General features: G+C 51.4%; 23 protein-coding genes and 1 pseudogene. 14 read left to right on the top strand and 10 right to left on the bottom strand.

The annotated features are described in order from the left end of the window. Positions 1 to 17: 17 nt before the first annotated feature. Both kynU and kynB read right to left on the bottom strand, forming a co-directional pair. Positions 18 to 1,268, bottom strand: coding sequence for a kynureninase (gene kynU / locus H8K26_RS11110; RefSeq protein ID WP_190479505.1), 1,251 nt, complete (start codon positions 1,266 to 1,268; stop codon positions 18 to 20). A gap of 82 nt (positions 1,269 to 1,350) precedes the next feature. Then, positions 1,351 to 1,977, bottom strand: a complete 627-nt coding sequence (kynB, locus tag H8K26_RS11115) for an arylformamidase (protein ID WP_190479724.1) — start codon at positions 1,975 to 1,977, stop codon at positions 1,351 to 1,353. Positions 1,978 to 2,183: 206 nt separating this feature from the next. On the opposite strand from kynB, the gene H8K26_RS11120 reads away from it, so the two are divergent. Next, positions 2,184 to 2,657 (top strand): Lrp/AsnC family transcriptional regulator, encoded by a 474-nt coding sequence (locus H8K26_RS11120; RefSeq protein ID WP_186896709.1) that lies wholly within the window; start codon positions 2,184 to 2,186, stop codon positions 2,655 to 2,657. A 111-nt stretch (positions 2,658 to 2,768) separates the two neighbouring features. Here the strand turns inward: H8K26_RS11120 and H8K26_RS11125 are convergent, their stop codons facing one another. Continuing rightward, positions 2,769 to 3,857, bottom strand: a complete 1,089-nt coding sequence (locus H8K26_RS11125) for a serine hydrolase domain-containing protein (protein ID WP_190479507.1) — start codon at positions 3,855 to 3,857, stop codon at positions 2,769 to 2,771. Positions 3,858 to 3,959: 102 nt separating this feature from the next. Between H8K26_RS11125 and murJ the strand changes: the two genes are divergently transcribed. Beyond that, a complete protein-coding gene (murJ, locus tag H8K26_RS11130; protein WP_190479509.1) occupies positions 3,960 to 5,513 on the top strand; it encodes a murein biosynthesis integral membrane protein MurJ in 1,554 nt (517 codons plus the stop codon). A 64-nt stretch (positions 5,514 to 5,577) separates the two neighbouring features. Here the strand turns inward: murJ and ppnP are convergent, their stop codons facing one another. The 3 genes from ppnP to argF form a co-directional block, all read right to left on the bottom strand. Continuing rightward, on the bottom strand, positions 5,578 to 5,895 hold the full coding sequence (ppnP, locus tag H8K26_RS11135) for a pyrimidine/purine nucleoside phosphorylase (protein ID WP_190479511.1): 318 nt from the start codon (positions 5,893 to 5,895) through the stop codon (positions 5,578 to 5,580). A 76-nt stretch (positions 5,896 to 5,971) separates the two neighbouring features. Next, positions 5,972 to 7,204, bottom strand: a complete 1,233-nt coding sequence (locus tag H8K26_RS11140) for an argininosuccinate synthase (protein WP_186883210.1) — start codon at positions 7,202 to 7,204, stop codon at positions 5,972 to 5,974. 48 nt (positions 7,205 to 7,252) lie between these two features. Continuing rightward, positions 7,253 to 8,167 carry an ornithine carbamoyltransferase gene (argF, locus tag H8K26_RS11145; protein ID WP_190479513.1) on the bottom strand — a complete coding sequence of 305 codons (915 nt, stop codon included), beginning with the start codon at positions 8,165 to 8,167 and terminating at the stop codon, positions 7,253 to 7,255. A gap of 394 nt (positions 8,168 to 8,561) precedes the next feature. Here argF and H8K26_RS11150 point away from each other — a divergent pair, with 394 nt between their 5' ends. The 4 genes from H8K26_RS11150 (at position 8,562) to H8K26_RS11165 (ending at position 12,574) form a co-directional block, all read left to right on the top strand. Further along, complete coding sequence (locus tag H8K26_RS11150) at positions 8,562 to 9,221, top strand: SGNH/GDSL hydrolase family protein (RefSeq protein ID WP_186883212.1); 660 nt, start codon at positions 8,562 to 8,564, stop codon at positions 9,219 to 9,221. Between the two features lie 123 nt (positions 9,222 to 9,344). Next, the gene (locus H8K26_RS11155; RefSeq protein WP_190479515.1) at positions 9,345 to 10,001 is read left to right on the top strand and encodes an alginate O-acetyltransferase AlgF; all 657 of its coding nucleotides are present in this window, start codon (positions 9,345 to 9,347) and stop codon (positions 9,999 to 10,001) included. 20 nt (positions 10,002 to 10,021) lie between these two features. Continuing rightward, positions 10,022 to 11,419, top strand: coding sequence for an MBOAT family O-acyltransferase (locus H8K26_RS11160; RefSeq protein WP_190479517.1), 1,398 nt, complete (start codon positions 10,022 to 10,024; stop codon positions 11,417 to 11,419). A gap of 9 nt (positions 11,420 to 11,428) precedes the next feature. Next, positions 11,429 to 12,574 (top strand): alginate O-acetyltransferase AlgX-related protein, encoded by a 1,146-nt coding sequence (locus H8K26_RS11165; protein WP_186883215.1) that lies wholly within the window; start codon positions 11,429 to 11,431, stop codon positions 12,572 to 12,574. Positions 12,575 to 12,643: 69 nt separating this feature from the next. On the opposite strand, the gene rsgA is transcribed toward H8K26_RS11165, so the two are convergent. The 3 genes from rsgA to H8K26_RS11180 are packed head-to-tail and all read right to left on the bottom strand — an operon-like array spanning position 12,644 to position 15,206. Next, positions 12,644 to 13,549, bottom strand: coding sequence for a ribosome small subunit-dependent GTPase A (gene rsgA / locus H8K26_RS11170; RefSeq protein ID WP_190479519.1), 906 nt, complete (start codon positions 13,547 to 13,549; stop codon positions 12,644 to 12,646). Next, positions 13,549 to 13,899 (bottom strand): 4a-hydroxytetrahydrobiopterin dehydratase, encoded by a 351-nt coding sequence (locus H8K26_RS11175; RefSeq protein WP_190479521.1) that lies wholly within the window; start codon positions 13,897 to 13,899, stop codon positions 13,549 to 13,551. Before H8K26_RS11175 ends, rsgA begins: the two co-directional genes overlap by 1 nt. A gap of 38 nt (positions 13,900 to 13,937) precedes the next feature. Further along, positions 13,938 to 15,206 carry a M48 family metallopeptidase gene (locus H8K26_RS11180; protein WP_190479523.1) on the bottom strand — a complete coding sequence of 423 codons (1,269 nt, stop codon included), beginning with the start codon at positions 15,204 to 15,206 and terminating at the stop codon, positions 13,938 to 13,940. Between the two features lie 39 nt (positions 15,207 to 15,245). Here H8K26_RS11180 and orn point away from each other — a divergent pair, with 39 nt between their 5' ends. Continuing rightward, complete coding sequence (orn, locus tag H8K26_RS11185) at positions 15,246 to 15,830, top strand: oligoribonuclease (protein ID WP_186896698.1); 585 nt, start codon at positions 15,246 to 15,248, stop codon at positions 15,828 to 15,830. Between the two features lie 264 nt (positions 15,831 to 16,094). Here the strand turns inward: orn and H8K26_RS11190 are convergent, their stop codons facing one another. Next, complete coding sequence (locus H8K26_RS11190) at positions 16,095 to 16,451, bottom strand: FKBP-type peptidyl-prolyl cis-trans isomerase (protein ID WP_190479525.1); 357 nt, start codon at positions 16,449 to 16,451, stop codon at positions 16,095 to 16,097. A gap of 240 nt (positions 16,452 to 16,691) precedes the next feature. Between H8K26_RS11190 and H8K26_RS11195 the strand changes: the two genes are divergently transcribed. The 7 genes and pseudogenes from H8K26_RS11195 to H8K26_RS11220 all read left to right on the top strand — a co-directional run bounded on the left by H8K26_RS11195 (position 16,692) and on the right by H8K26_RS11220 (position 22,432). Beyond that, positions 16,692 to 17,666: a YVTN family beta-propeller repeat protein gene (locus H8K26_RS11195; RefSeq protein ID WP_190479527.1), complete on the top strand. Its 975-nt coding sequence runs from the start codon at positions 16,692 to 16,694 to the stop codon at positions 17,664 to 17,666. A 34-nt stretch (positions 17,667 to 17,700) separates the two neighbouring features. After that, positions 17,701 to 18,459: a polysaccharide deacetylase family protein gene (locus H8K26_RS11200; protein ID WP_223826989.1), complete on the top strand. Its 759-nt coding sequence runs from the start codon at positions 17,701 to 17,703 to the stop codon at positions 18,457 to 18,459. Further along, positions 18,459 to 19,451 carry a sterol desaturase family protein gene (locus tag H8K26_RS11205; protein ID WP_190479531.1) on the top strand — a complete coding sequence of 331 codons (993 nt, stop codon included), beginning with the start codon at positions 18,459 to 18,461 and terminating at the stop codon, positions 19,449 to 19,451. Before H8K26_RS11200 ends, H8K26_RS11205 begins: the two co-directional genes overlap by 1 nt. Further along, positions 19,448 to 20,098: pseudogene (locus H8K26_RS11210) on the top strand (EI24 domain-containing protein); the annotation flags it as partial. The gene H8K26_RS11205 and the pseudogene H8K26_RS11210, both read left to right, overlap by 4 nt. A 5-nt stretch (positions 20,099 to 20,103) precedes the next feature. Continuing rightward, a complete protein-coding gene (locus H8K26_RS18035) occupies positions 20,104 to 20,316 on the top strand; it encodes a hypothetical protein (protein ID WP_390366648.1) in 213 nt (70 codons plus the stop codon). Further along, the gene (locus H8K26_RS11215; protein WP_190479534.1) at positions 20,301 to 21,104 is read left to right on the top strand and encodes a competence/damage-inducible protein A; all 804 of its coding nucleotides are present in this window, start codon (positions 20,301 to 20,303) and stop codon (positions 21,102 to 21,104) included. Before H8K26_RS18035 ends, H8K26_RS11215 begins: the two co-directional genes overlap by 16 nt. Continuing rightward, on the top strand, positions 21,104 to 22,432 hold the full coding sequence (locus H8K26_RS11220; protein WP_190479536.1) for a TAXI family TRAP transporter solute-binding subunit: 1,329 nt from the start codon (positions 21,104 to 21,106) through the stop codon (positions 22,430 to 22,432). The genes H8K26_RS11215 and H8K26_RS11220 overlap by 1 nt, the downstream gene beginning before the upstream one ends. Positions 22,433 to 22,475: the final 43 nt, after the last annotated feature.

A 22,475-nucleotide genomic window follows, 5' to 3' on the forward strand; every position in this document is an offset into this window, starting at 1 on the left:
CTGTATCGCCGCTGTGATCAGGTCACTGCATGGCGTTTGGCATGCAGATCGTAATCTTCGCGGTCGAGTATGTCGCGCAAGCTGGCAACGGCGTCCCACACATCGACATAACGCACGTACAAAGGTGTGAAGCCAAAACGCATGATGCCGGGTTCGCGGTAGTCGCCGATCACGCCGCGTTCTATCAAGGCCTGGATAATCGCGTAAGCATGCGGATGATGGAAACTGGCCTGGCTGCCGCGCTGCTGATGAGAACGCGGCGTGACCAGTTCCAGCGGATGTGCGGCGCACTGGCTTTCAACCAGTGCGATGAATAAATCGGTCAGCGCCAGCGATTTTTTGCGTATCGCCTGCATCGTGGTTTGTCCGAAAATATCAAGGCCACAGCCGACCAGCGCCAGCGACACCATCGGTTGCGTACCGCACAGCGCGCGGCGAATATTGGCCGTCGGCTCAAAATGTGGCTGCATCGCGAACGGGCTTGCATGCCCCCACCAGCCAGACAGCGGGTGCTGAAATGCAGCCTGATGGCGTTGCGGTACCCAGATGAATGCGGGCGCGCCGGGGCCACCATTCAGATATTTATACGTGCAGCCGACCGCGAAATCAGCCTGCGCTGCGTTCAGTTCCACAGGCACCGCACCGGCAGAATGCGCGAGATCCCATAAGGCCAGCGCGCCATGCTGATGTATCAGGGCGGTCACCGCGCGCATATCGTGCAGATAACCAGTGCGGTAATTCACATGCGTCAGCATCACCAGTGCCGTTTTTTCATTGATGACCTGCGGCAGCTCGTCAGGAGTATCGATCAGTTGTATCTGATAGCCGCGATCCAGCCAGCGGGTGATGCCTTCGGCCACGTAAATGTCGGTAGGGAAATTGCTGCGCTCGGTGATGATGACTTTGCGTTGCGCATCGCCAGACTGCATCTGCAACGCCGCGCTGATGGCTTTGAACAGATTAATGGAGGTCGAATCGGTGACGACCACTTCATCTGCCTGCGCGCCGATCAGCGGTGCGAGCTGATTTCCCAGCGTGGAGGGCAGATCGAACCAGCCCGCTTTATTCCAGCTTTTGATCAGATCGGTGCCCCATTCCTGCGCTATCACTTCCTGCGCGCGTTGCAGCGACGCTTTCGGGCGCGCGCCCAGTGAATTTCCATCGAGGTAAATCACGCCGTCCGGCAAAATAAATTCATCGCGTAAAGCGGCCAGCGGATCTTGCTGATCAAGTTGCTCGCAGGCTGCGCGGCCGTGGGCTAGGGTCATATCCATCTCCTGAAAATAATAGTGAGCGTGTTGATGCGTTCGTGTTTTTTGCGTTGATTATTGCGTTGATTATTGTGTTGATTTATCGCAGCGCCCTGAGTACCGCCCGCACCGGGCTGGCATCGAGTCCGGCGAGTTTTAGTGGCAGACAGATCAATTCATAATCGCCCTCCGGCACTTCATCAAGAACGATGCCTTCTAATATCGCCATCTGATGCTGTTTCATGCGCAGATGCGCATCCAGCGTTTTGGATTCCTGCGGGTCGAAAGACGGGCTGTCTATGCCGATCAGTCTGACGCCGTGTTGCGCCAGCAGATCGATAGTTGCCGGGGCAATGCTGGGAAAATCCGCATCCCATTGCATCAGCGGCGCCTGCAGATAGGTGCGGAATAACACGCGTGGCGGTAAATTGTGCAGATAGTCGCTGACGTGTTCCGGTAAAACCTGTGCCACGCCCAGACTATGAATCACGCGGCAGGCACCGATATACGTATCGAGTGCGACCTGGTCAATGGATTTGCCGTCGACATCGTAATGCGAAGGCGCATCGCAGTGCGCGCCGGTGTGGGTGGACATCGTGATCTTGCTGACTTTGACCGGGCAGCCATCAGCTATTTGCCAGGTGGTTTCAGCGCTGTAAGCACTGTCGCCCGGCCAGACCGGAATGCCCGGTTGTATCGCCGGTGTGATGTCCCACAAGCGGGGCATTTCAGGCAACTTAGACAGATCAGACATGGCAAACTCCTCAACAGAACAGGCAGAGATTTTATGCCGGATTGCCTGAATAATTGTTGCAAATCACAATATCAAAAACGGTATCGGTAGAATATACTGCGAATAAATGAAGGTTATTTGACGGAAATTGCAAATGTGCGTTTGTGCATCGCGCAAATGCACCAGAAAACAGGAAAACCATGCAACTCGACGCGACCGATCTGAAAATTCTCGATTACCTGCAAACCGATGGCCGTATCAGCAACCAGGAGTTGGCGGACAAAGTGTTTCTGTCGCCTTCATCCTGTCTGCGGCGGGTGCGTATGCTGGAAGAGGCTGGCGTCATTCATCACTATTGCGCCGTGATCGATACCGAAAAAGTCGGGCTGGAAGTGGATGCGTTTGTGCAGGTGACGATGCGGCGCGATGTCGAACAATGGCATGAGAGTTTTTCGCAGGCATTGCAGCAGTGGCCGGAAGTGACCGGTTCCTACATCATCACCGGCGACGCCAATTACCTGCTGCGCGTGCGCGCCCGCAATCTGAAACACTATTCCAGCTTCGTCCTTGAACGCCTCTACAAAACCACAGGTGTGCTGGATATCCGTTCGAACATCGTCTTGCAGACGCTGAAAGATACCCAGCAGATTGACACTGCTTTGCTCGCAGAATAAGCCAATTTCAGGGGAGTATCTTTGATTTTCGCCTTATTCTCAGCATAAACAAAGGGCTTTTAAATATACTCCCGGGAGTATATTTATGCCTCCGGAAGCCGTTTGACAGGCTTATTTACTCTGTAACAGCGCTTTCAGGATTCCTGCTGCCGGGCCCTGATTATTCCAGGTCTGGGTCAGATCAAGGTCGCCGTTGGTGCTGACGAGGATCAGGATATGGCCGTTTTGGATGTCGAGCAGATTCAGGATGCGCACCCCGGCAATCCAACCCTGGCGTTCGACGATGGTGGTCGGTTTGCGTTCATCGGCACCTTTGAACGGATAGACCCAGACGCCGAGCGCGCCGCCGGTGGCATTCGGTTTCAGCATGTCAGCACGGGCGGCAGACGACAGCAGTTTGCCTGCAATGAAGGCGCGGTCAAAGGCCAGTAAGTCTTGCAGCGTGCCATACGATGAACCTGCCGCGCCGTAACTGGCGAAATTCACTTCCGGTTCGGCTTTGCCACCCAAGATGCCGTGCACATGCGTTGGGTTGTCCGGCATCGTGGCGTTGTACATACCAGCGTTTTTCATACCTGCAAGCTGGAACAGGCGTTTTTGGAGTAATTGGGCAAATGGCTGGCCGCTGATTTTTTCCAGCATCGCGCCGAGCACAAGATAATCGCAGTTGTTGTAATCAAACGTGCTGCCGGGCGCACTCTTCATTGGCCCTGCGCAGATGCCGCCCGCGAAGGCCTGCATATTGTCGCCCTGATTGGCATTGCGCATGTGAAACGTGGGCTCCGCGTTTTCATTGTAAAGGCCGGAATAATGCGTCAACAACTGCCGCAGCGTGATCTGGCGCGCCTGCGGATTCGGATAATCTGGCCAATACTTTCCCAGCGGCTGATCGAGTTGCAAACGTCCGGCATCCACTTCCTGCATTATCAGAATCGCGGTCATTTGCTTGGTGATCGAGGCGAAACGGAAAGGGCGTTGCAGATCACCAAAGTCGGTGCTGCTTTTTTGCAGCAAAATTTTATCGCCGCGCGCTGCCAGTATCGCACCGCGGAAACCGCTGGCAAACAACTGGCTGGCGGCGGTTTCCAGCGCATCAGGCTGTTTTGCCGCGACATTCTGGGTGGATAGAGAACTCAACAGACTCAGAACGATGAGTGCGCTGCTGCGCAGGAAGTGACTAAGGTGACAGAGGCGGTACATGGCTCTACTCCGGGAACAGATCAGAATCTGCAGTGTAACAAATCACGGTAAAAACGGAAGATTGTGCAGTGCAGGATAGGTGTCGCGATATAATGCCGCACCATGAATTTACTCAAAACTCTTGCTTCTATCAGCGGCATGACGATGTTGTCGCGTATTACAGGCCTGGCGCGCGACATTCTGATTAACAGCCAGTTCGGTGCGAATGCACTGTCCGATGCATTCAATATCGCGTTCCGTATTCCGAATCTTTTACGCCGTTTATTTGCCGAAGGCGCGTTTGCGCAAGCTTTTGTGCCGATTCTGGCCGAATATAAAGTCAGGCAGGGCGAAGAAGCGACGAAGGCGTTGGTCGATCATGTCGCGACTTTGCTGACCTGGGCTTTGCTGCTGACCTGCGCGGCTGGCATCGTCGGTGCGCCGGTGATTTTATATGTGGCGGCGAACGGTTTGCTTGACCGGCCGGACGTATTTAACGCCAGCGTGGTGATGACGCGCATCATGTTCCCTTACATCGGTTTCATGTCGATGGTGGCGCTGGCTGGCGGCATTTTAAATACCTGGCGCGAATTCAAAATACCGGCTTTTACGCCGGTGATTTATAACCTGACCTCAATCGCGGGATCTTTGTGGCTGTCACGTTTTCTTGAGCAACCTATCTATGCGTTGGCGATCGCGGTTTTCGTCGGCGGCGTGCTGCAGATGGCGATACAGGTACCGGCTCTGGTCAAAATCGGCATGTTGCCACGCATAGGCTGGCGGCCGCATACCGCATGGCAGGACGAAGGCGTGCGCCGCATCGTGCGCAATATGCTGCCGGCGATATTGGCCGTGTCGGCGTCGCAGATCAGTATTCTGATCAACACCAGTCTGGCCTCCAAAATGGTTGCTGGCAGCACCAGCTGGCTTGCCAGCGCAGATCGTTTAATGGAATTTCCAACCGCGTTGCTGGGTGTGGCCTTAGGCACGATCTTGCTGCCGGGCTTGTCGAAAGCCAATGCCGATGGCGATACCACCGAGTATTCGGCATTGCTGGATTGGGGCTTACGTTTGACTTTCCTACTGGCGATGCCCGCTGCCGTGGCGCTGGCAACGATACCCGAAGCGCTGACTGCCACCTTGTTTCACCATGGTAAATTCGATGATCATGCGGTGCAGATGACTTCGCATGCCCTGATTTCTTATGGCATCGGTCTGATTGGTCTGATCGTGGTGAAAATTCTGGCACCGGGTTTTTACGCGCGGCAGGATATACGCACGCCAGTCAAAATCGCGCTGACCGTGATGATCGCAACGCAATTGCTGAATCTGGTGTTTGTGCCTTTGTTCGCGCATGCCGGTCTGGCTTTATCGGTCGGGCTCGGCGCTTGTGTTAATGCGCTGTTGCTGTTTATCGGCTTGCGTCGCCGCGGTATTTTCCATCCCCAAAAAGGCTGGCTGATGTTTCTGATTAAACTCGCTGCGGCATTAATGCTGATGGCCGCGGTATCGTCGTGGATGTCAGATCAGATACCCTGGCTGGCGATGAAACATACGCCGTTGCTGCGCGCCGGTGCTTTGTTCGTGCTGATACTGATATCGGCGGCGGCGTATTTCGGTGTGCTGGCGGTGATGGGATTCCGTCCGAAAGATTTCAGGAAAACAGCGAAGGTCTGAGTGTTTCTCCGATAATAAAAAAGGGATGCCGCGGCATCCCTTTTTTATTACCTCTGAATACAACTTACACGACGAAATGGCAAACGTAATCAAGAGTTTCCAGCGTTTCAATTTCAAAGCTGGAATTGGCTGGCACCTGAAATTGCTGACCGCCTTCATATACTGACCATTCGCTGTCGCCTTTGACGCGGATGCGGCATTTGCCTGCGTTCAGTTCCATGATTTCAGCCGCGCCTGTATTGAATACCAGGCTGGATGGGAAAATCACGCCTATGGTTTTTTTTGTGCCGTCAGCCAGCAATACTGTGTGGGAAACACATTTGCCGTCGAAGTAAATATTCGCTTTTTTTACGACGCTGACCTGGTCGAATTGAGTTGTCATGTTGTTCTGTTCCAAAAAAACAGCCCGCATAAAAAGCGGGCTGAGATGCATTGATAAAAGCGGGTGTATTTCCTGATTACTGACCGCGTTTTGCGCGGGCATTTGCTGCAATACGCATACGCAATGCGTTGAGCTTGATGAAGCCACCAGCATCCGCCTGGTTGTAAGCGCCGCCGTCTTCATCAAAAGTAGCAATGTTCATGTCGAACAGAGAATCTGTTTTGGAATCACGCGATACGGTGATCACATTGCCTTTGTACAGCTTGACGCGTACCCAGCCATTGACCGTTTGTTGTGTCTGATCGATCAGGGTTTGCAGAGCGATACGCTCTGGCGCCCACCAGTAGCCGTTGTAAATCATGCTGGCGTAACGTGGCATCAGATCATCTTTCAGATGCGCGACTTCGCGATCTAGTGTGATCGATTCAATCGCACGGTGCGCACGCAGCATGATGGTGCCGCCTGGCGTTTCGTAGCAACCACGGGATTTCATACCGACATAACGGTTTTCCACCAGATCGAGACGACCGATACCGTGTTTACCACCCAGACGGTTTAATTCAGTCAGCACCGCTGCTGGCGACAAGCGCTTGCCGTTCAGGGCGACGATGTCACCGCGCTCGAATTCGATGTCCAGATATTCTGGTGCATCTGGTGCTGCTTCCGGGCTGACTGTCCAGCGCCACATCGATTCTTCTGCTTCAGCACTTGGGTTTTCAAGGTGGCGACCTTCAAAACTGATGTGCAATAAATTCGCATCCATCGAATACGGTGCGCCGCCATTTTTGTGTTTCTGGTCGATTTCTATGCCTGCGTCTTCTGCATATTTCATCAGTTTTTCGCGGGACAATAAATCCCATTCACGCCATGGTGCAATGATCTTCACGCCCGGCATCAGCGCATAAGCACCGAGTTCGAAACGCACCTGATCGTTGCCTTTGCCAGTCGCACCATGCGAGATCGCATCGGCACCGGTTTCTTTAGCGATTTCGATCAGGCGTTTGGCGATCAGCGGACGGGCAATCGATGTGCCGAGCAGATATTCACCTTCGTAAATCGTATTGGCGCGGAACATAGGGAAAACGAAATCGCGCACGAACTCTTCACGCACGTCATCGATATAAATGTTTTCTGGCTTAATGCCGAATTTGATCGCTTTGGCACGTGCCGGTTCCAGCTCTTCACCCTGGCCCAGATCGGCAGTGAAGGTCACGATTTCGCATTGATAATTGTCTTGCAGCCATTTCAGTATGACTGAGGTATCCAGACCGCCGGAATAGGCGAGGACGACTTTTTTAATATCGCTCATAGTGTGCTTTCAAAATGTCTATTTAAAACGGTGTGTGCTTGATCCGGCTTAGCTGATTTCGCCAACAACCAGATATTCTAATAAAGCTTTTTGTACGTGCAGACGGTTTTCTGCTTCATCCCAGACCACAGACTGCGGGCCATCGATCACGCCAGCTGATACTTCTTCGCCGCGATGAGCAGGCAGACAGTGCATGAACAGCGCATCCGTATTGGCGCGAGCCATTTTTTCTTCATCCACAATCCAGCCGTCAAATGCTTGCAGACGCGCCTGATTTTCGGCTTCGTAACCCATGCTGGTCCAGACATCGGTATTCACCAGATCAACGCCGGCACAGGCATCGGATGGATTGTCGAACAAGGTGTACTGCGACGGATCTGCGCTGACCAGCGACATATCCATGTCATAGCCTTTGGGTGTCGAAATATGCAGATGGAAATTGAATATCTGGGCGGCTTGCAGCCACGAATACAGCATGTTGTTCGCGTCACCTATCCATGCGACTTTTTTGCTCGTGATAGAACCGCGATGTTCGATGTAGGTGAACACGTCGGCCAGAACCTGACACGGATGGTGCTGGTTGGTTAAACCATTGACGACAGGGACGCGCGAATTGGCGGCGAATTTTTCTATCATTTCTTGTTCGAATGTGCGGATCATGATGATGTCGCACATCCGGGACATGACCTGACCTGCGTCTTCAACAGGTTCGCCGCGACCAAGCTGACTGTCACGCGTATTCAGATAAATTGCCGCGCCGCCGAGCTGATGCATGCCAGCTTCAAATGACAGACGGGTACGGGTGGAATTTTTCTCGAAAACCATCACCAGCGTTCTGTCGAGCAGAGGGTGATAGGTCTGATAAGCTTTGAACCGTTGTTTGATGATGCGCGCACGTTGCATCACATATTCAAATTCGGTCAGCGTGAAATCGGAAAATTGCAGGAAGTGTTTGATAGCCATAAATAAAACCGGCAGCAAGTGAGCTTGCTGCCGCCTGTTATAACTGCTTCATTATAAAGGATTAAAGCGGCTTTCCCATATTAAATTCAGAAGATGACGGGTTTGAAAATTAATTTGTGGGCGCTTTTGACATTTATTTGCGAAAAATCAGCTTTGTTGTTGCGATATTGAAATGTTGTTTGATTGCGTGCGGAATTGTTAATTTTCGTGAATTAGTAAAAAAAAGTAACTCTACTTGATAATCTTATTGTTCTGACATCATTGGTTCTCGGTAAGCTATTTATAATGCCTCTGATTGTAGAATTTGTTTCTTCAGAGAATTTGTCGTTAATCTGACTGGCATTTGAGCTGGCAGATCATTTGTATTGAACAACATTTACCCGGATTAATTATTATGAGTGCACTTTTAGCCGGACTGACCGTCCTGATTATTGGCGATAGCCATATGTCCACACCTGATTATCTGATCACGACTTTGCACGATGATCTGATGAATAAAGGTGCCGTCGTCTATTCTTTCGGTGCCTGCGGCGTCGCCGCCGGTGACTGGATGGTAAAGAGCCAGTCTTCTTGCGGCGGTGCTGTTCGTCTGAAAGATGGTCCGGTTGAAGTGAAAACCGGGCAGGATGCAATGACGCGTCCGTTCAATGAACTGGTCAAAACCTACAAACCAAATCTGGTGGTTGTGGTGAATGGCGATACGATGGCGTCGTATTCTCAGCCAGAACTGCAAAAAAACTGGGTCTGGCAACAGGTTTCCCGTCTGACTAAAGGCGTCAAAAATAACAATGTGAGTTGCGTCTGGGTTGGCCCGGCCTGGGGTACTGAAGGCGGCAAATTCAATAAAACTTATGCCCGTGCCAAAGAAATGTCTGGTTACCTGTCTGAGATCGTGGCGCCATGCACTTATATCGATTCACTCAGCCTGTCTAAACCTGGCGAATGGGGCACGATTGACGGTCAGCATTTCGACGGTGCTGGCTATAAATCCTGGGGCAGTGCGATCGGTAATGCGATCGCCACACCTGCGATTCTGAATTCAATCAAACGTTAATATCCAGATTGACCGGCCGTGCGCCACCAGATTTTTATCTGTGGCGCACGGGTGTTTTTGGCTGGCATGATGCCTGTTTGTATTGTCGGCTTTGTCTTTGACCGCATAGACTGATTCATCAAAATGAAAAAAATTATCCTTACTTGCCTGGCTTCCGTCTTGTCTCTGAGCGCTTACGCAGATAATCCTTTGTATGAAACCGGACCTGGTCAGGATTCATCCTTCGTGCGCTTTTTGAATGCCAGCAGCGATAAGGCCGTTGTCGTCAACGGCGCCGCTAAAGTGAGTCTGGATGTTAAAAATGAGAGCCGTGTTTCGCGGTTTTATCCGGTCAAGGCCGGCGATAAACTGAAGGCCAGTGTGCAAGTCGGTGCCGCTAAAACCAATGTGGAAGTTGTGGCGAAGCCGGGTGAATTTATTACTGTCACCATCCTGAATAAAGGAACGGCGCTTGAAAGTATGCTGGTGCGCGAAGCGCCAACCGATTTCAATGCCATGCGTTCTTCTATTTCTCTGATGAATGTCGATAGCAGTTGCGCTGCCGCCTCGCTGACGGGGGGCGCCAAGGCCGCGACGATTTTTGAAGGCGTTAAACCAGCCACAACACAACGCCGTCTGGTGAACCCAGTGGCGCTCACAGTGCAGGCGAATTGTGGCACTGACGCTGCCGGTGCAGCGGTCGATATGTCGCAATTGCAAGCGGGTGAACGCTACAGCATTATCGTGATTCCTGCGAAAAAAGGTCGTCAGACTTTTTTTGTACGCGATTCCACTTCCTGATCTGAATCAGGATTTTTCTCATGGTATTCGCTTCTCTTGAGTTTCTGACGCTATTTCTGCCTCTGTTTTTTGCGCTGTATCTGGTCACCCCGCAGCAGTATCGCAATCACACTTTGTTGTTTGGCAGCTGGTTGTTTTATGCATGGTGGACGCCTAAATTTCTGCTGTTGATTATTGCGCTGACCATCCTTGCATGGGGTGCTGCGATCCTGATTGACCGAACCAATGATGAACGCCTGAAAACACGACTGATGGCGGCAACCATAGTGTTGAATCTGGCGTCGCTGGTCTGGTACAAATACACCAACATGGTGGTGTCGTCGCTCAACACCATACTCACGGGGCGGCAGATGCCCGTCATACCGTGGGAAAACCTGATGCTGCCGATAGGCTTGTCGTTCACGGTATTACATGCGATTTCGTATATCGTGGATGTGCGTCGCAAGACCGTACCCGCACAGTACAGCTTTATTTCTTTCAGTGCGTATATGGCGATGTTCCCGCATCTGATTGCCGGCCCCATCGTCCGTTATAAAGTGATCGACAAAGAACTGCGCGAACGTGTTTTTTCATTTGAAAAATTCACGCTTGGCGCACGTCGTTTCATGATTGGTTTTTCGATGAAGGTCTTGATTGCCGATACGCTGGCACCGGTGGTGGCACTGGCGTTTGGCTTGAAAAATCCCGGCTTTGGCGATGCCTGGGTTGGCTGTATTGCCTATACGTTTCAACTGTATTTTGATTTCGCCGGTTATAGCGCAATGGCGATTGGCCTTGGGCTGATGCTGGGTTTTCATTTTGAGGAAAATTTCAATAACCCGTATCTTGCGGTGTCGATACAGGATTTCTGGCGGCGCTGGCACATGACCCTGTCGTCATGGTTACGGGATTATCTTTACATCAGCCTCGGCGGTAATCGCCAGGGAAAAATCCGCACCTATGTGAATCTGATGCTGACGATGGCAATCGGTGGTTTATGGCATGGCGGTGATAACTGGAATTATCTGATCTGGGGCATCATTCACGGTAGCGCACTGTGCTGTGATCGCGCTTTTACTCAACGTGGCTGGTCTATGCCCAATTTTGCTTCGCGCAGCCTGACTTTGTTGGCGGTGATGTTTGCCTGGACGATCTTCCGTGCCGCAGGTTTCGACAATGCGCTCGACATGTGGGCGGGACAACTTGGTTTAAACGGTATGAGTATCGGTGATGAAATCATTCTGGCTTTGCGTCCCGGTATTTTGCTGACCTTTGTGATAGGTCTGATTTGCGTGGTTTATCCTGCGACCCGGATAGCGAAACAGGGCGGTCTCGGTATTATGAGCTGGAGTATGGTCTGGCCAGTACTTACCTTTGCTTATGCAGTGATCGTACTGGCAGGGCAAAAGGCAATTCCATTTTTGTACTTCCAGTTTTAAGAGGAAAACATGAGCGAATCTTTTTCCTTTGATGCAAAAAAAGCCGGAGCGTGGCGCTATGTGCCAGCCTTGTCGTTTGCAGCGATACTTGCTGCTGGCCTGGTTGCGACGGTATCGTCTTTGCAAGAAGTGCCACTGCAGAAGTGGCGAGAGATGGGGGACGTGCAGAAGATTGTTCAGGGTGAAGCGACGCGGATGTTTACGACGCAGCTCAATGAACATTTTTCATGGAGTAAAACATTTGCCAAATTTGAGCGGGCGGTTCGATGGAATCTTGCGCGCGATGCAGGCCCGAATGTGCGTGTCGGTTGTGACGGTTGGTTTTTTTTACAGGAAGAGCTGACGACATTTGACGGCGGCGCACAGAATGCAAATGCGCGCGCATACATGGTCGGACAGATTGCGCAAAGCCTGAAAAAGCAAGGCGTGCAACTGGTGGTGGCGGTCGTTCCGGATAAATCACGGGTGGAACAGCAGCATCTGTGTGGCCTGCACCGGCCAGCGGGCTTTGCCCAACGCGGCGATGACTGGATTAAGGCTTTACGTGCAAAACAGGTTGAGGTGATCGATCTGTATCCTGCACTGAGCAGTTTCAGTGGTGAGCGTTATTACCGGACCGATTCGCACTGGAGTGAGGCAGGTGCGAATGCAGCGGCGGCAGCGATTGCCAGGCATTTGCAAAGTGCTGGCCTGGTTGATAAGTTCAATGCGGAGCTTCCTGCAGGTGCGGTGAAAACCGTGATCGCAGAGCGCATGGGGGATTTATTCCGCGTCGCCAATCTGGATGGATTACCGGCTGCTTTACGTCCCGCAATTGAAAGGACTGCGACCAGTACCGTGGCACCAGTCGCGAATAACAGCGACGATTTGTTTGGTGACGGCGGATTGCCTGCGGTAGCTTTAATCGGCACCTCATTCAGCTTGCGCGGTAATTTTGTGCCGTTTCTGAGTCAGCATCTGGCGGCACCGGTAGCGAATCTGGCCAAAGATGGCGGTGATTTTGACGGTTCTGCCTCAGCCTATCTGCACAGCAAAGCATTGCAGCAGGAACCGCCAAAAGTCGTAGTGTGGGAGATTCCAGAACGCATGTTGCAAAAGCCGTTCAAACCCTCAGAGCGTGCCTGGCTGGAAAGCCTGAAGCAAGGCAAGCTGTAATTCAACGCTGAAAATTCAATGGAAAATTCAATGGAAAAGTCAGCGTAAAAATTCAGCAATCCGTAGCGATCAGTAACCGACCGTTTGTGCCGATTCATGCACGAGTTGTTCAAACAGCTCGTGCCGCATAGCGGCGATACTGCCCTCTTTTACTGCCGCCAGAATTGCGCAGCCAGGCTCGGCGTGATGGTGGCAATTGTAGAATTTACAGTGCCCCAGATGAGGTAAAAATTCCGGGAACGCCCGTTCCAGCATGCCTTCACTCAGATGATGCAGACCGAATTCCTGAAAGCCCGGCGAATCAATCACATACGAGTTTTCATCCATTTGATACAGACGGGTGAACGTCGTCGTGTGTTTGCCGGTATCCAGCGCTGCCGAAATTTCACGGGTGGCGATTTCCGCATCGGGAATCAGCAGATTAATCAGCGAGGATTTCCCCATGCCCGACTGGCCTATCAATATCGTGCTTTGGCCGCGCATCAGGTTTTCCATTGTCATCCGAGTGCCTTCAGGATCGGCTTTAGCCGATACTTCATGCACCGGGTAGCCTAGCTTCGCATACAAGCCGACACGTTCACGCGCTTTCGGCAGTGATTCGGTGACATCCACTTTGTTCAGAATCAGATGTGGCTTGATGCCGGAAGATTCTGCCGCAACCAGTGCCCGCGAGACCAGATCGTCAGTAAAGCTGGGCTCTGTCGCGACTACAATCAATAGCTGGGTCAGATTCGCTGCCAGCATTTTTGACTTGTACTGATCTGAGCGGTACAGCAAGGTTTTACGCGGCGTAATCGCTTCGATCACGCCCTGATTTTTCGACGTCAGAGCGAATTCAACCACGTCACCGACAGAGACATCGCTTTTCTTGCCACGTGTGACGCAATGCAGTTTTTGTACTTCGCCGTTGATCGTTGCCTGTATCAGGTAATGACGACCATGTGCAGCGATAACCAGACCTTGTAGATGCGCCATCAGGAAAAACTTTGCTCAAAAATGGCGTCGATTTTAGCGGCACAGATGAAGTCGTTTTCTGAAATGCCGCCTTTACCGCTGTTCACCGTATGCGTGTCAAAGCGGATCACACAGCGGTTGTAAGTGACGACCAGTTCCGGATGATGGTCTTCGGCGTGAATCACATACGCAATCGCGTTGATGAACGACAGTGTTTCGTAATAATTTTTGAACTGATAAGTTTTGGCGATACGCGCGCCATCGACTGCCCAGCCCGGCGTGGCAGCCAGATAAGCAGGTAATTCCGATTCCGGTAATCCGGTGAAGGTTTCCTGTGATTTTTTAGCTAGCAGATCGGCGGTTTTAATCATGGTTGTTCCTGATATTATTTTTGACGTTATTCATGAAATTACGCGGCTGAAGATGCCGCCAGTAATTTGTTAATCCGTACCGTCGCTGGGGGATGCGAATCATAAAAAGCAGAATGCAGCGGATCAGGTGTCAGGGTAGACGCATTGTCTTCATATAGTTTCACCAATGCAGCAACCAGATCATTGGCATCGGTATGTTTGGCGGCGAAGGCATCAGCCTCAAATTCATGTTTGCGCGAGCTGATCGAAGTCAGCGGCGAAAACAGGAAGGTGAATACCGGCACGCTCAGCATAAACAAAATCAGCGCCATCGCATCATTTTTTGCCAGCAGCATAGGTTCAACACCAAGCCCCGTATAAAACCAGATCTGCTCTTTCAGGTAGCCCAGCAAACCCAGAAAAACCAGTGACATACCAAAGATCACCAGCATACGTTTGACGATGTGTTTTAATTTGAAATGACCGAGTTCGTGCGCGAGTACCGCTTCAATCTCAGCCGGCGCCAGACGCGACAACAAAGTATCAAAAAAGACGATGCGTTTAGATGCGCCAAACCCTGAGAAATACGCATTGCCGTGGGCGCTGCGTTTAGACCCGTCCATCACAAACAAGCCTTTGGAGGCAAAACCGACGCGCTGCATCAGGCCTTCGATACGCGCACGCAGACCATCATCTTCCAGAGGGGTGAATTTATTAAACAGCGGTGCGATCACGCTGGGGTAAATCAGCATCATCAATAACTGAAAACCGCTCCAGAATAGCCACGCATACAGCCACCACAACGCACCGGATTTATCCATCAGCGTCAGCACCACCCAGATCAGTGGCAGGCCAATCACCGCGCCCAGCAGCGTGCTTTTTAGCAGGTCACCAAAGAACAGGCCCGGCGTCATTTTGTTAAAGCCAAACTTCTGTTCAAGCACGAATTGCGAGTAATACGAAAATGGCAGTTCCAGCAAACTGCTGATCACAGCAAATGCGGCGATCAGACTGATCTGATACCACATGCCCGGGCCGGTGATTTTGACCAGTGTGACAGACAGCCACTGCAAGCCGCCAAACAAGGTGAAGCCGATCAGGACAAGCGCGTTAAATATCAGTAAAACCAGACCCAGTTTCGTCTTCGCGATGGTGTAGTCGGCGGCTTTCTGATGCGCTGCCAGCGGGATTTTTTCGGCAAATTGCGCAGGCACCTGAGAACGGTGTTGCAGTATGTGGCGAATGTGGCGCGAGCCCAGCCAGAACTGCACCAGTAGCGTGACCAGCAGAAAGGAAATGAAGAAAACCGAAAAGGCGACTGAAATCATGGGAAAATGTGACATTCGTAAAAAAGCTAAGGAAGAATTATGTCACAAGCGACCGACATTCAAGCAAACACACCGCCTGCACGCCCAAATGAAATGAATCTGATCTGGGTGGACATGGAAATGACCGGCCTTGACCCTGATAATGACCGCATTATCGAAGTGGCTGTGGTAGTCACGGATTCGCAATTGAATGTGCTGGCAGAAGGCCCTGTATTTGCCATCCATCAGTCGGATGAAACGCTGAACAAAATGGACGCCTGGAATAAAGGCACACATGGCCGCTCCGGCCTGATCGATAAAGTCAAAGCATCGACGTTCAGCGAAGCCGATGCTGAAGAAGCCCTGATCGCGTTCCTGAAACCGTATGTGCCAGCCGGTAAATCGCCGATGTGCGGTAACTCGATTTGTCAGGATCGCCGTTTCATGGCGCGCGGCATGCCTAAGCTGGAGGCATTTTTCCACTACCGCAATCTGGATGTCTCGACGCTGAAAGAACTGTGCCGCCGCTGGAAACCGGAATTATCGACAGGCTTTAAAAAGCACCAGAAACACACCGCGCTGGCCGACATCGTTGAATCCATCGAAGAACTCAAGTATTACCGTCAGCATTTCATCAAGGAATAAGCTGAGTGCGATGCTGCCTCTGCGGCGTTGCAGGCATAGGAATACAGCAGCAGACATAGGCAGACATAAAAAAAGCGACGGTCAAAATGGCCGTCGCTTTTTTATTCCTGATTTTTCATATACTCCCGGGGAGTATGTATTTTGGCATCGCTAACATCCTTTGTTTATAAAGAGATGTTCGCAATTGAATCGGATACTCCCTGAAAAATGGCAAAAACAGGGCCAAAAAGGCTGTTTTCAGGCCATTTTCAGCGCAGCCAGTGCTTAAACGCCTAACAGTTCTACTTCAAAAATCAAAGTCGCATTTGGTGGAATCACGCCACCGGCGCCGCGTGGGCCGTAGCCGAGGCTGGATGGGACGGTCAGGATGCGGGTGCCGCCGATTTTCATGCCTTGTACGCCTTCATCCCAGCCTTTGATCACGTGACCAGCGCCGAGTGGGAAAGAGAAAGGATCATTGCGGTCTTTGCTGGAATCAAATTTCGCGCCAGCGCTGCCGTCGGCATTTTGCAGCCAGCCTGTGTAATGAACGACAACGTGATTGCCTGCTTGTGCTTCTGCGCCTTCACCGACGATTTTATCTTCGTATTGCAGACCGCTGACGGTAGTAATTGTGCTCATGGTTTCCCCTTAATTTGTCAAAAAAGTGGCGCAATTGTAGAGCAAAAACAGAGTCCGGCGCTGGAATCTGCCCGGATGATGCCCTTTTCTTCGTGGTGCGGTGTTTCCCGAGTGAAAGTTGCCGCCTTGATTTTTCTCAATATCGGCCGAAAAGTAAAAAAACAGCAAGCCTGATCTAAGCCGTTGACGACTATGCACGGTAAAATGCAGACTTGATTCATTTATTGGCGGTCTTCTTTCATGCGTAGTCGTTCTTTGTTGGCATCTCTGTTTTTTGGTTTATTGGTTCCTGCGGTTGTACCGGCAGCGCAGTCAAATGTCGTGGTCGTGCTGAATTCGCGTGACGCGACGGTCAGTTTGCTGGATCAGCAGACGTACAAAGAAATCAGTACCTTTCCTATCGGTAAAGAGCCGCATCATCTGATGGCGACGCCGGATAATAAATCCCTGATTGTGGCGAATGCGATTGGTGATGAGCTGGTATTTCTTGATCCTAAGAGTGGTCAGATCCAGCGTCGCATCAAGGATATTGCTGATCCGTATCAGATCGGTTTTTCACCGGATCAGAAATGGTTTATCTCGAATTCGCTGCGCCTTGATCGCGTCGATTTCTATAAATTCGATGGGCAGGATCTGAAACTGGTGAACCGTGTGCCGCTGGCAAAATTACCTAGCCACATGGCATTTGATGCCGCCAGCACGACGGTGTTTATTACCCAGCAGGGCAGTGATCAGGTGTCGGCAATTGATCTGGCGACCCAGAAAGTAAAATGGACGATACCTGTCGGCAAGCTGCCTGCAGGTATCGTGATGACGCCGGATGATAAATATCTGCTGGTCGGCATCATGGGGAAAGACTACGTTGAAGTGATTGACTGGCGCACACAAAAAACCGTCAAGCGGATTAAAGCTGGTGTCGGCACGCATAATTTCCGTGCGCTGGGCGATAAGCGTCATGTGTTTGTGTCGAACCGTACCTCGAATGAAATTAATATTCTGGATCAGCAAACGCTGGAAATGGTCGGCAGTATTCCTGTTCCCGGCGGCCCTGATTGCATGGAAGTCAGTGAAGATGGTAAGACTTTGTGGGCGACTCTGCGCTGGATTAAAAAAGTAGCGGTCGTGGATATTCCTTCCAGAAAAGTCATCAAGCTGATTCCGGTTGGCCGCTCCCCACATGGCGTTTTCTTTGCCAATCGTGCCGGCAACATCTAAGCACCATCCTTACCTTGCAGCCGCACTGGCAGCGTTGATTCTGCCGGTGCAGATCAGCGCTGTCGCTGCGACCGCTGCCGCTCATTCTGCCGCATGTAAGGGAACGATTTATCTGACGTTTGATACCGGCAGCCAGTCGCAGGCGGAATTGATTGCGGCAACACTGCGTCGCCATCAGATCAAGGCCACCTTTTTTCTGGCGAACGAAAAAACGGTGCGTGACGATTATTCTCTCGATCCATCGTGGGCTCCCTATTGGAAAACGCTGGCAAATGAAGGCCATGCGTTCGGGTCGCACACTTTCGATCACGTTTATGTGATCGGTGATTTGCCTGATGGCCGGATTGAAGTACGCCCGCAGTTCGGCGCTGATGCAGGAAAAAAACTGACGTGGACGCCGCAACAATATTGCAGCGAATTGCGTCGTGTGAACCAGCGTTTTCTGCAGCTGACCGGTAAGCAACTTGATCCCTACTGGCGCGCGCCTGGCGGTAAGCTGACACCGAATTTATTGAAAGCGGGCGAAGCTTGCGGTTACCATCATGTCGCATGGGCGCCTGCCGGTTTTTCCGGCGATGAATTATCCAGCGAAAAATTCAGTAATGTGTTGCTGTTAAAACGCGCACTGGATCATTTACGTGATGGCGATATTTTCATGGCGCACCTCGGCATCTGGTCGCGCAAGCAGGCCTGGGCACCGGAAAATCTGGAGCCATTAATTACCGGGCTTGAGCAAAAATCCTTTTGTTTTGCTACGCTACGCGAGCATCCTTCTTACACCACTGGCAAATAATGAATTTCATTGCTTACTTCTCAGATTTACTGACCAACCTGCAATCCTGGATTTTTCAAGCCATCGTGCAGCCGACGATGTTTTATGTCGGGCTGGGTGAATATGTGGAAGATTCATTTGAGGGTGTTGAGTGGTTTATCTTCGGTGTATTACAACTGATTATTTTGTTCCTGATCTTGCGCCCGTTGGAGTCCTGGATACCGGTACATAAGATCTCCGACCGTTACGCCCGCTGGAACGATTTTATTTATACCGCCTTGCATCGCCTGGGCGCGTTTTCGATGGCGGTGTTTTTTCTGCTGACACCGATATTTGATCATCTGACAGCGGTCTTGCATTTGCAGGGCGTCAATCCTTTTAATCTGGAAAATCTGTGGTCAGGTTTCTTGCAATATCCGGCCTTGCTATTTATTGCTTATCTGTTTGTGCTGGATTTTTTTGATTACTGGTATCACCGCGCCAGCCATCAGTTCAACTGGTGGTGGGGTTTGCACAGTCTGCACCACAGCCAGCGCAATATGAATCTGTGGAGCGATAACCGTAATCATTTGCTGGATGATTTCCTGCGTGATATTTACATGGGCATGATCGCGATTGTGATTGGCGTGGAGCCCGGTCAGTATGTGATGCTGGTGATGGCATCGCAGATGTTGCAGAGTCTGCAGCATGCGAATGTGCGCCTGCATTTCGGCCGGTTCGGTGATTATTTACTGGTGTCGCCACGCTATCACCGCATGCATCACGCGATTGGTCTGGGGCATGAAACGCAAGGCAAAGGCACCTTGGGCGGGCATAATTTTGCTGTGTTATTTCCGCTATGGGATGTGCTGTTTGGCACAGCCTTATTCAGTCAAGAATATGCCGAGACCGGCATTCGTGATCAGTTGCCTGCACCGGAAGGATGTTCCCGCGATTATGGTCGTGGATTCTGGGCGCAGCAATGGCTGGGGCTCAAACGCATGACCGGTATGGAAAAGGAAACGCACTCATGAATATTGCTGCGGTGGGTATTGCATGGGGGAGAGCGGTTGCGGCGCAATTACACTTTCGCATGTTGTTACTGACCTTCATTCCATTTCTGGCTGCGCTGTTGATCTGGAGCGTCGCCATGTGGTTTGGTCTGCAGGCGCTGATCGATTATCTGCAACTATGGTTTGCCGATCACAACAGTTTTCAGACCGCTGGTGACATCCTCGGAATGATAGGCTTGTTCACATTAAAAGCGATGGTGGTGCCGCTGGTGGCGATGTGGCTGTTGTTACCGCTGATGGTGTTTACAGCTTTATTGTGCATAGGCTTGTTTGCGATGCCTGCGATCAGCAAACATGTCGGGTCCCGCCATTATCCGCAACTGGAACAACGGCATGGTGGTTCTTTGCTCGGAAGCATAGGGTATTCACTCAGTTCATTTGTGATTTTTGCAGTTGTCTGGCTGCTGACGTTACCGCTGACTTTATTTCCACCTGTGAGTCTGGTATTGCAACCCTTGTTATGGGGTTGGCTCACTTATCGCGTGATCGTCTATGACGCGTTGGCTGAATATGCCGATGCTGATGAACGTCGCGCACTGATGAAACAGCATCGCTGGTCTTTATTACTGATGGGAACGGTCGCCGGTATATTCGGTGCCGCGCCGGGTCTGTTGTGGCTGGGCGGTGTGATGGCGGTAATGTTTTTGCCGGTGATCGCTGGATTTGCGATCTGGTTGTATGTGCTGGTATTTGTTTTTTCCGGTCTGTGGTTCCAGCACTATTGTCTGGCGGCGCTGGCACAACAGCGGGCAGCAGCATCGTCTGCTCTTGTACAATAAGAGCATCACGAATTCCAACAAAGGAACGCATATGGCTATCGGTCTGATCATCATCGGTGACGAAATTCTTTCAGGGAAACGCCAGGATAAGCACTTGCCGCAAGTGATCGCCGCATTGAATGCGCGCGGTCTGCAACTGGATTGGGCTGAGTACGTCGGTGATAACCGCGAACGGATTACGGCAACCCTGCAACGCAGTTTTGCCAGCGGCGATATCGTTTTTTCGACTGGCGGCATCGGTGCGACACCGGATGATCACACCCGTCAATGTGCCGCCGCAGCACTGAATCTGCCGCTGGAATTACATACTGAAGCGAAGACACTGATACAGCAACGGGTACTGGAAATGGCGGCGGAGGCCGGTAAGACCGTGGATCTGAATAGCCCCGATCATTTGCAGCGCCTGAAGATGGGCGAGTTTCCGCAAGGTGCGGCGCTGATTCCGAATCCTTACAACAAAATTCCCGGCTTTGCGATACGTCAGCATTATTTCGTTCCGGGCTTTCCGGTGATGGCCTGGCCGATGATAGAGTGGGTGCTGGACACGCATTATTCCCATCTGTTTCATCAACAGGCAAGAGCAGAAAAAGCCGTGTTGGTATACGAAGCAATAGAGTCTGTACTGACGCCGTTAATGGAGGCTTTGGAAGCTGAATTTCCGCTGATTAAAGTCTTCAGTCTGCCCAGCGTTGGCACAGAGACGCAGCGCCGACATATCGAGCTGGGCGTCAAAGGTGATCCTGCACAGGTGGAAGCCGCATTTATAAAAATGCTCGCAGGCCTCGATCATTTTCAATCTGAATATGTGCCGGTACCGCTGAGTTCCGACGCCTGATGCAAAAGATCAAGTTCACCCTGTTTTCGCTGCGCGACCTGATCATCGCGTTTGGTCCGGTGACGCTGATGGTGCTGATCGTTTGCGGCCTCGGGTTCTGGCTGGTGGATCCGGCGCCGCCGCGCATTATCGACATTTCCACCGGTCCGGAAAATAGTGCTTACGAACGTTTTGCCAAGTTATATGCTGCGGAGTTAGCAAAAAATCAGATTCAGCTACGCTTTAAAACCTCGCAAGGTTCACAGGAAAACTTGCAACGCATCAGTGACCCAGATTCGGAAATCGAAGTCGGCTTCGTGCGTAGCGGCTCAACCGATCGTACGGAAGCGGCGGAAAAAGGATTGGTGTCGCTCGGCAGTTTGTTTTACGAACCGATCTGGATTTTTTACCGCGATAAAAAAGAATTCACGACCATCAGCCAGTTCCGAGGGCGACGCATTAATGTCGGCCCCGACGGTACCGGTGTTGGCCGTATTTTCGAGCAGATTTTATCGGTGAATAACATGAGTGCCGGCGATGTCAGTTTCCAGCATCTTGATGACACGCCTGCGACAGTGGCATTTCTGGCGGGGCAGTTAGATGTGCTGGTATTCAGCATCGCCAGTGATGCGCCGCTGGTACAGATGTTGTTGCAGACGCCTGGTGTGCGCTTATTTGATTTTGTGCAGGCGGAAGCCTATACCCGCCGTTTTCCTTATCTTTCGCAAGTGACTTTGCCGCGCGGCATCGTCGATATCGGCTTGGATTTGCCTGCCCGCGATTATCATCTGATCTCACCGACAGCAACGCTGGTGGCGCACGAAAGTCTGCATCCGGCATTGACCGGTCTGTTGTTGCAGGCAGCGGCTAAAATTCACAGCCGTGCCGACTGGCTGAGTAAGCAGGGTGAATTTCCTTCCGATCGTTACACCGAAATTCCGGTGTCGGGCGAAGCTGAAAAATTCTATAAGAACGGTGCGCCGGTGCTGCAACGTTATCTGACTTTCTGGGTCGCAAATTTTATCGAGCGCATGTGGGTAGTCATCGTTGCGCTGGGGGCTTTGTTTTTGCCCTTATCCAAAATCATTCCCCCTTTGTACGTCTGGCGTATCCGCTCCAGAATTTATCGCTGGTACGGGCAGTTACGTACGGTCGAGCAGATCATCGATAACCTGAGCAGTTCAGATAAAAAAGCGACGCTGGAAAAGCAATTGAATTATCTTGATGAAATCGAAGACAAGGTGAACCGCATCAGCGTTCCCTTGTCGTATGCAGAAGAATTATATGGTCTGCGCAGTCATATCCAGTTCGTACGAACCCGGGTGCAATCTTTGCTGAAAGCCCGATAAGTTCAGTGCGCTGCTGTAGCCAGAGTTCTGCTGTTCGCTCTGG

The sequence above is a fragment of the Cognatundibacterium aquatile genome, from assembly GCF_014699135.1.
Lineage (GTDB): Bacteria > Pseudomonadota > Gammaproteobacteria > Burkholderiales > Burkholderiaceae_D > Undibacterium > Undibacterium aquatile.

Coding starts and splice junctions, on each gene's coding strand:
- kynU (WP_190479505.1), bottom strand. CDS start 1,268: ATGACCCTAGCCCACGGCCGCGCAGCCTGCGAGCAACTTGATCAGCAA.
- kynB (WP_190479724.1), bottom strand. CDS start 1,977: ATGCCCCGCTTGTGGGACATCACACCGGCGATACAACCGGGCATTCCG.
- H8K26_RS11120 (WP_186896709.1), top strand. CDS start 2,184: ATGCAACTCGACGCGACCGATCTGAAAATTCTCGATTACCTGCAAACC.
- H8K26_RS11125 (WP_190479507.1), bottom strand. CDS start 3,857: ATGTACCGCCTCTGTCACCTTAGTCACTTCCTGCGCAGCAGCGCACTC.
- murJ (WP_190479509.1), top strand. CDS start 3,960: ATGAATTTACTCAAAACTCTTGCTTCTATCAGCGGCATGACGATGTTG.
- ppnP (WP_190479511.1), bottom strand. CDS start 5,895: ATGACAACTCAATTCGACCAGGTCAGCGTCGTAAAAAAAGCGAATATT.
- H8K26_RS11140 (WP_186883210.1), bottom strand. CDS start 7,204: ATGAGCGATATTAAAAAAGTCGTCCTCGCCTATTCCGGCGGTCTGGAT.
- argF (WP_190479513.1), bottom strand. CDS start 8,167: ATGGCTATCAAACACTTCCTGCAATTTTCCGATTTCACGCTGACCGAA.
- H8K26_RS11150 (WP_186883212.1), top strand. CDS start 8,562: ATGAGTGCACTTTTAGCCGGACTGACCGTCCTGATTATTGGCGATAGC.
- H8K26_RS11155 (WP_190479515.1), top strand. CDS start 9,345: ATGAAAAAAATTATCCTTACTTGCCTGGCTTCCGTCTTGTCTCTGAGC.
- H8K26_RS11160 (WP_190479517.1), top strand. CDS start 10,022: ATGGTATTCGCTTCTCTTGAGTTTCTGACGCTATTTCTGCCTCTGTTT.
- H8K26_RS11165 (WP_186883215.1), top strand. CDS start 11,429: ATGAGCGAATCTTTTTCCTTTGATGCAAAAAAAGCCGGAGCGTGGCGC.
- rsgA (WP_190479519.1), bottom strand. CDS start 13,549: ATGGCGCATCTACAAGGTCTGGTTATCGCTGCACATGGTCGTCATTAC.
- H8K26_RS11175 (WP_190479521.1), bottom strand. CDS start 13,899: ATGATTAAAACCGCCGATCTGCTAGCTAAAAAATCACAGGAAACCTTC.
- H8K26_RS11180 (WP_190479523.1), bottom strand. CDS start 15,206: ATGATTTCAGTCGCCTTTTCGGTTTTCTTCATTTCCTTTCTGCTGGTC.
- orn (WP_186896698.1), top strand. CDS start 15,246: ATGTCACAAGCGACCGACATTCAAGCAAACACACCGCCTGCACGCCCA.
- H8K26_RS11190 (WP_190479525.1), bottom strand. CDS start 16,451: ATGAGCACAATTACTACCGTCAGCGGTCTGCAATACGAAGATAAAATC.
- H8K26_RS11195 (WP_190479527.1), top strand. CDS start 16,692: ATGCGTAGTCGTTCTTTGTTGGCATCTCTGTTTTTTGGTTTATTGGTT.
- H8K26_RS11205 (WP_190479531.1), top strand. CDS start 18,459: ATGAATTTCATTGCTTACTTCTCAGATTTACTGACCAACCTGCAATCC.
- H8K26_RS11215 (WP_190479534.1), top strand. CDS start 20,301: ATGGCTATCGGTCTGATCATCATCGGTGACGAAATTCTTTCAGGGAAA.
- H8K26_RS11220 (WP_190479536.1), top strand. CDS start 21,104: ATGCAAAAGATCAAGTTCACCCTGTTTTCGCTGCGCGACCTGATCATC.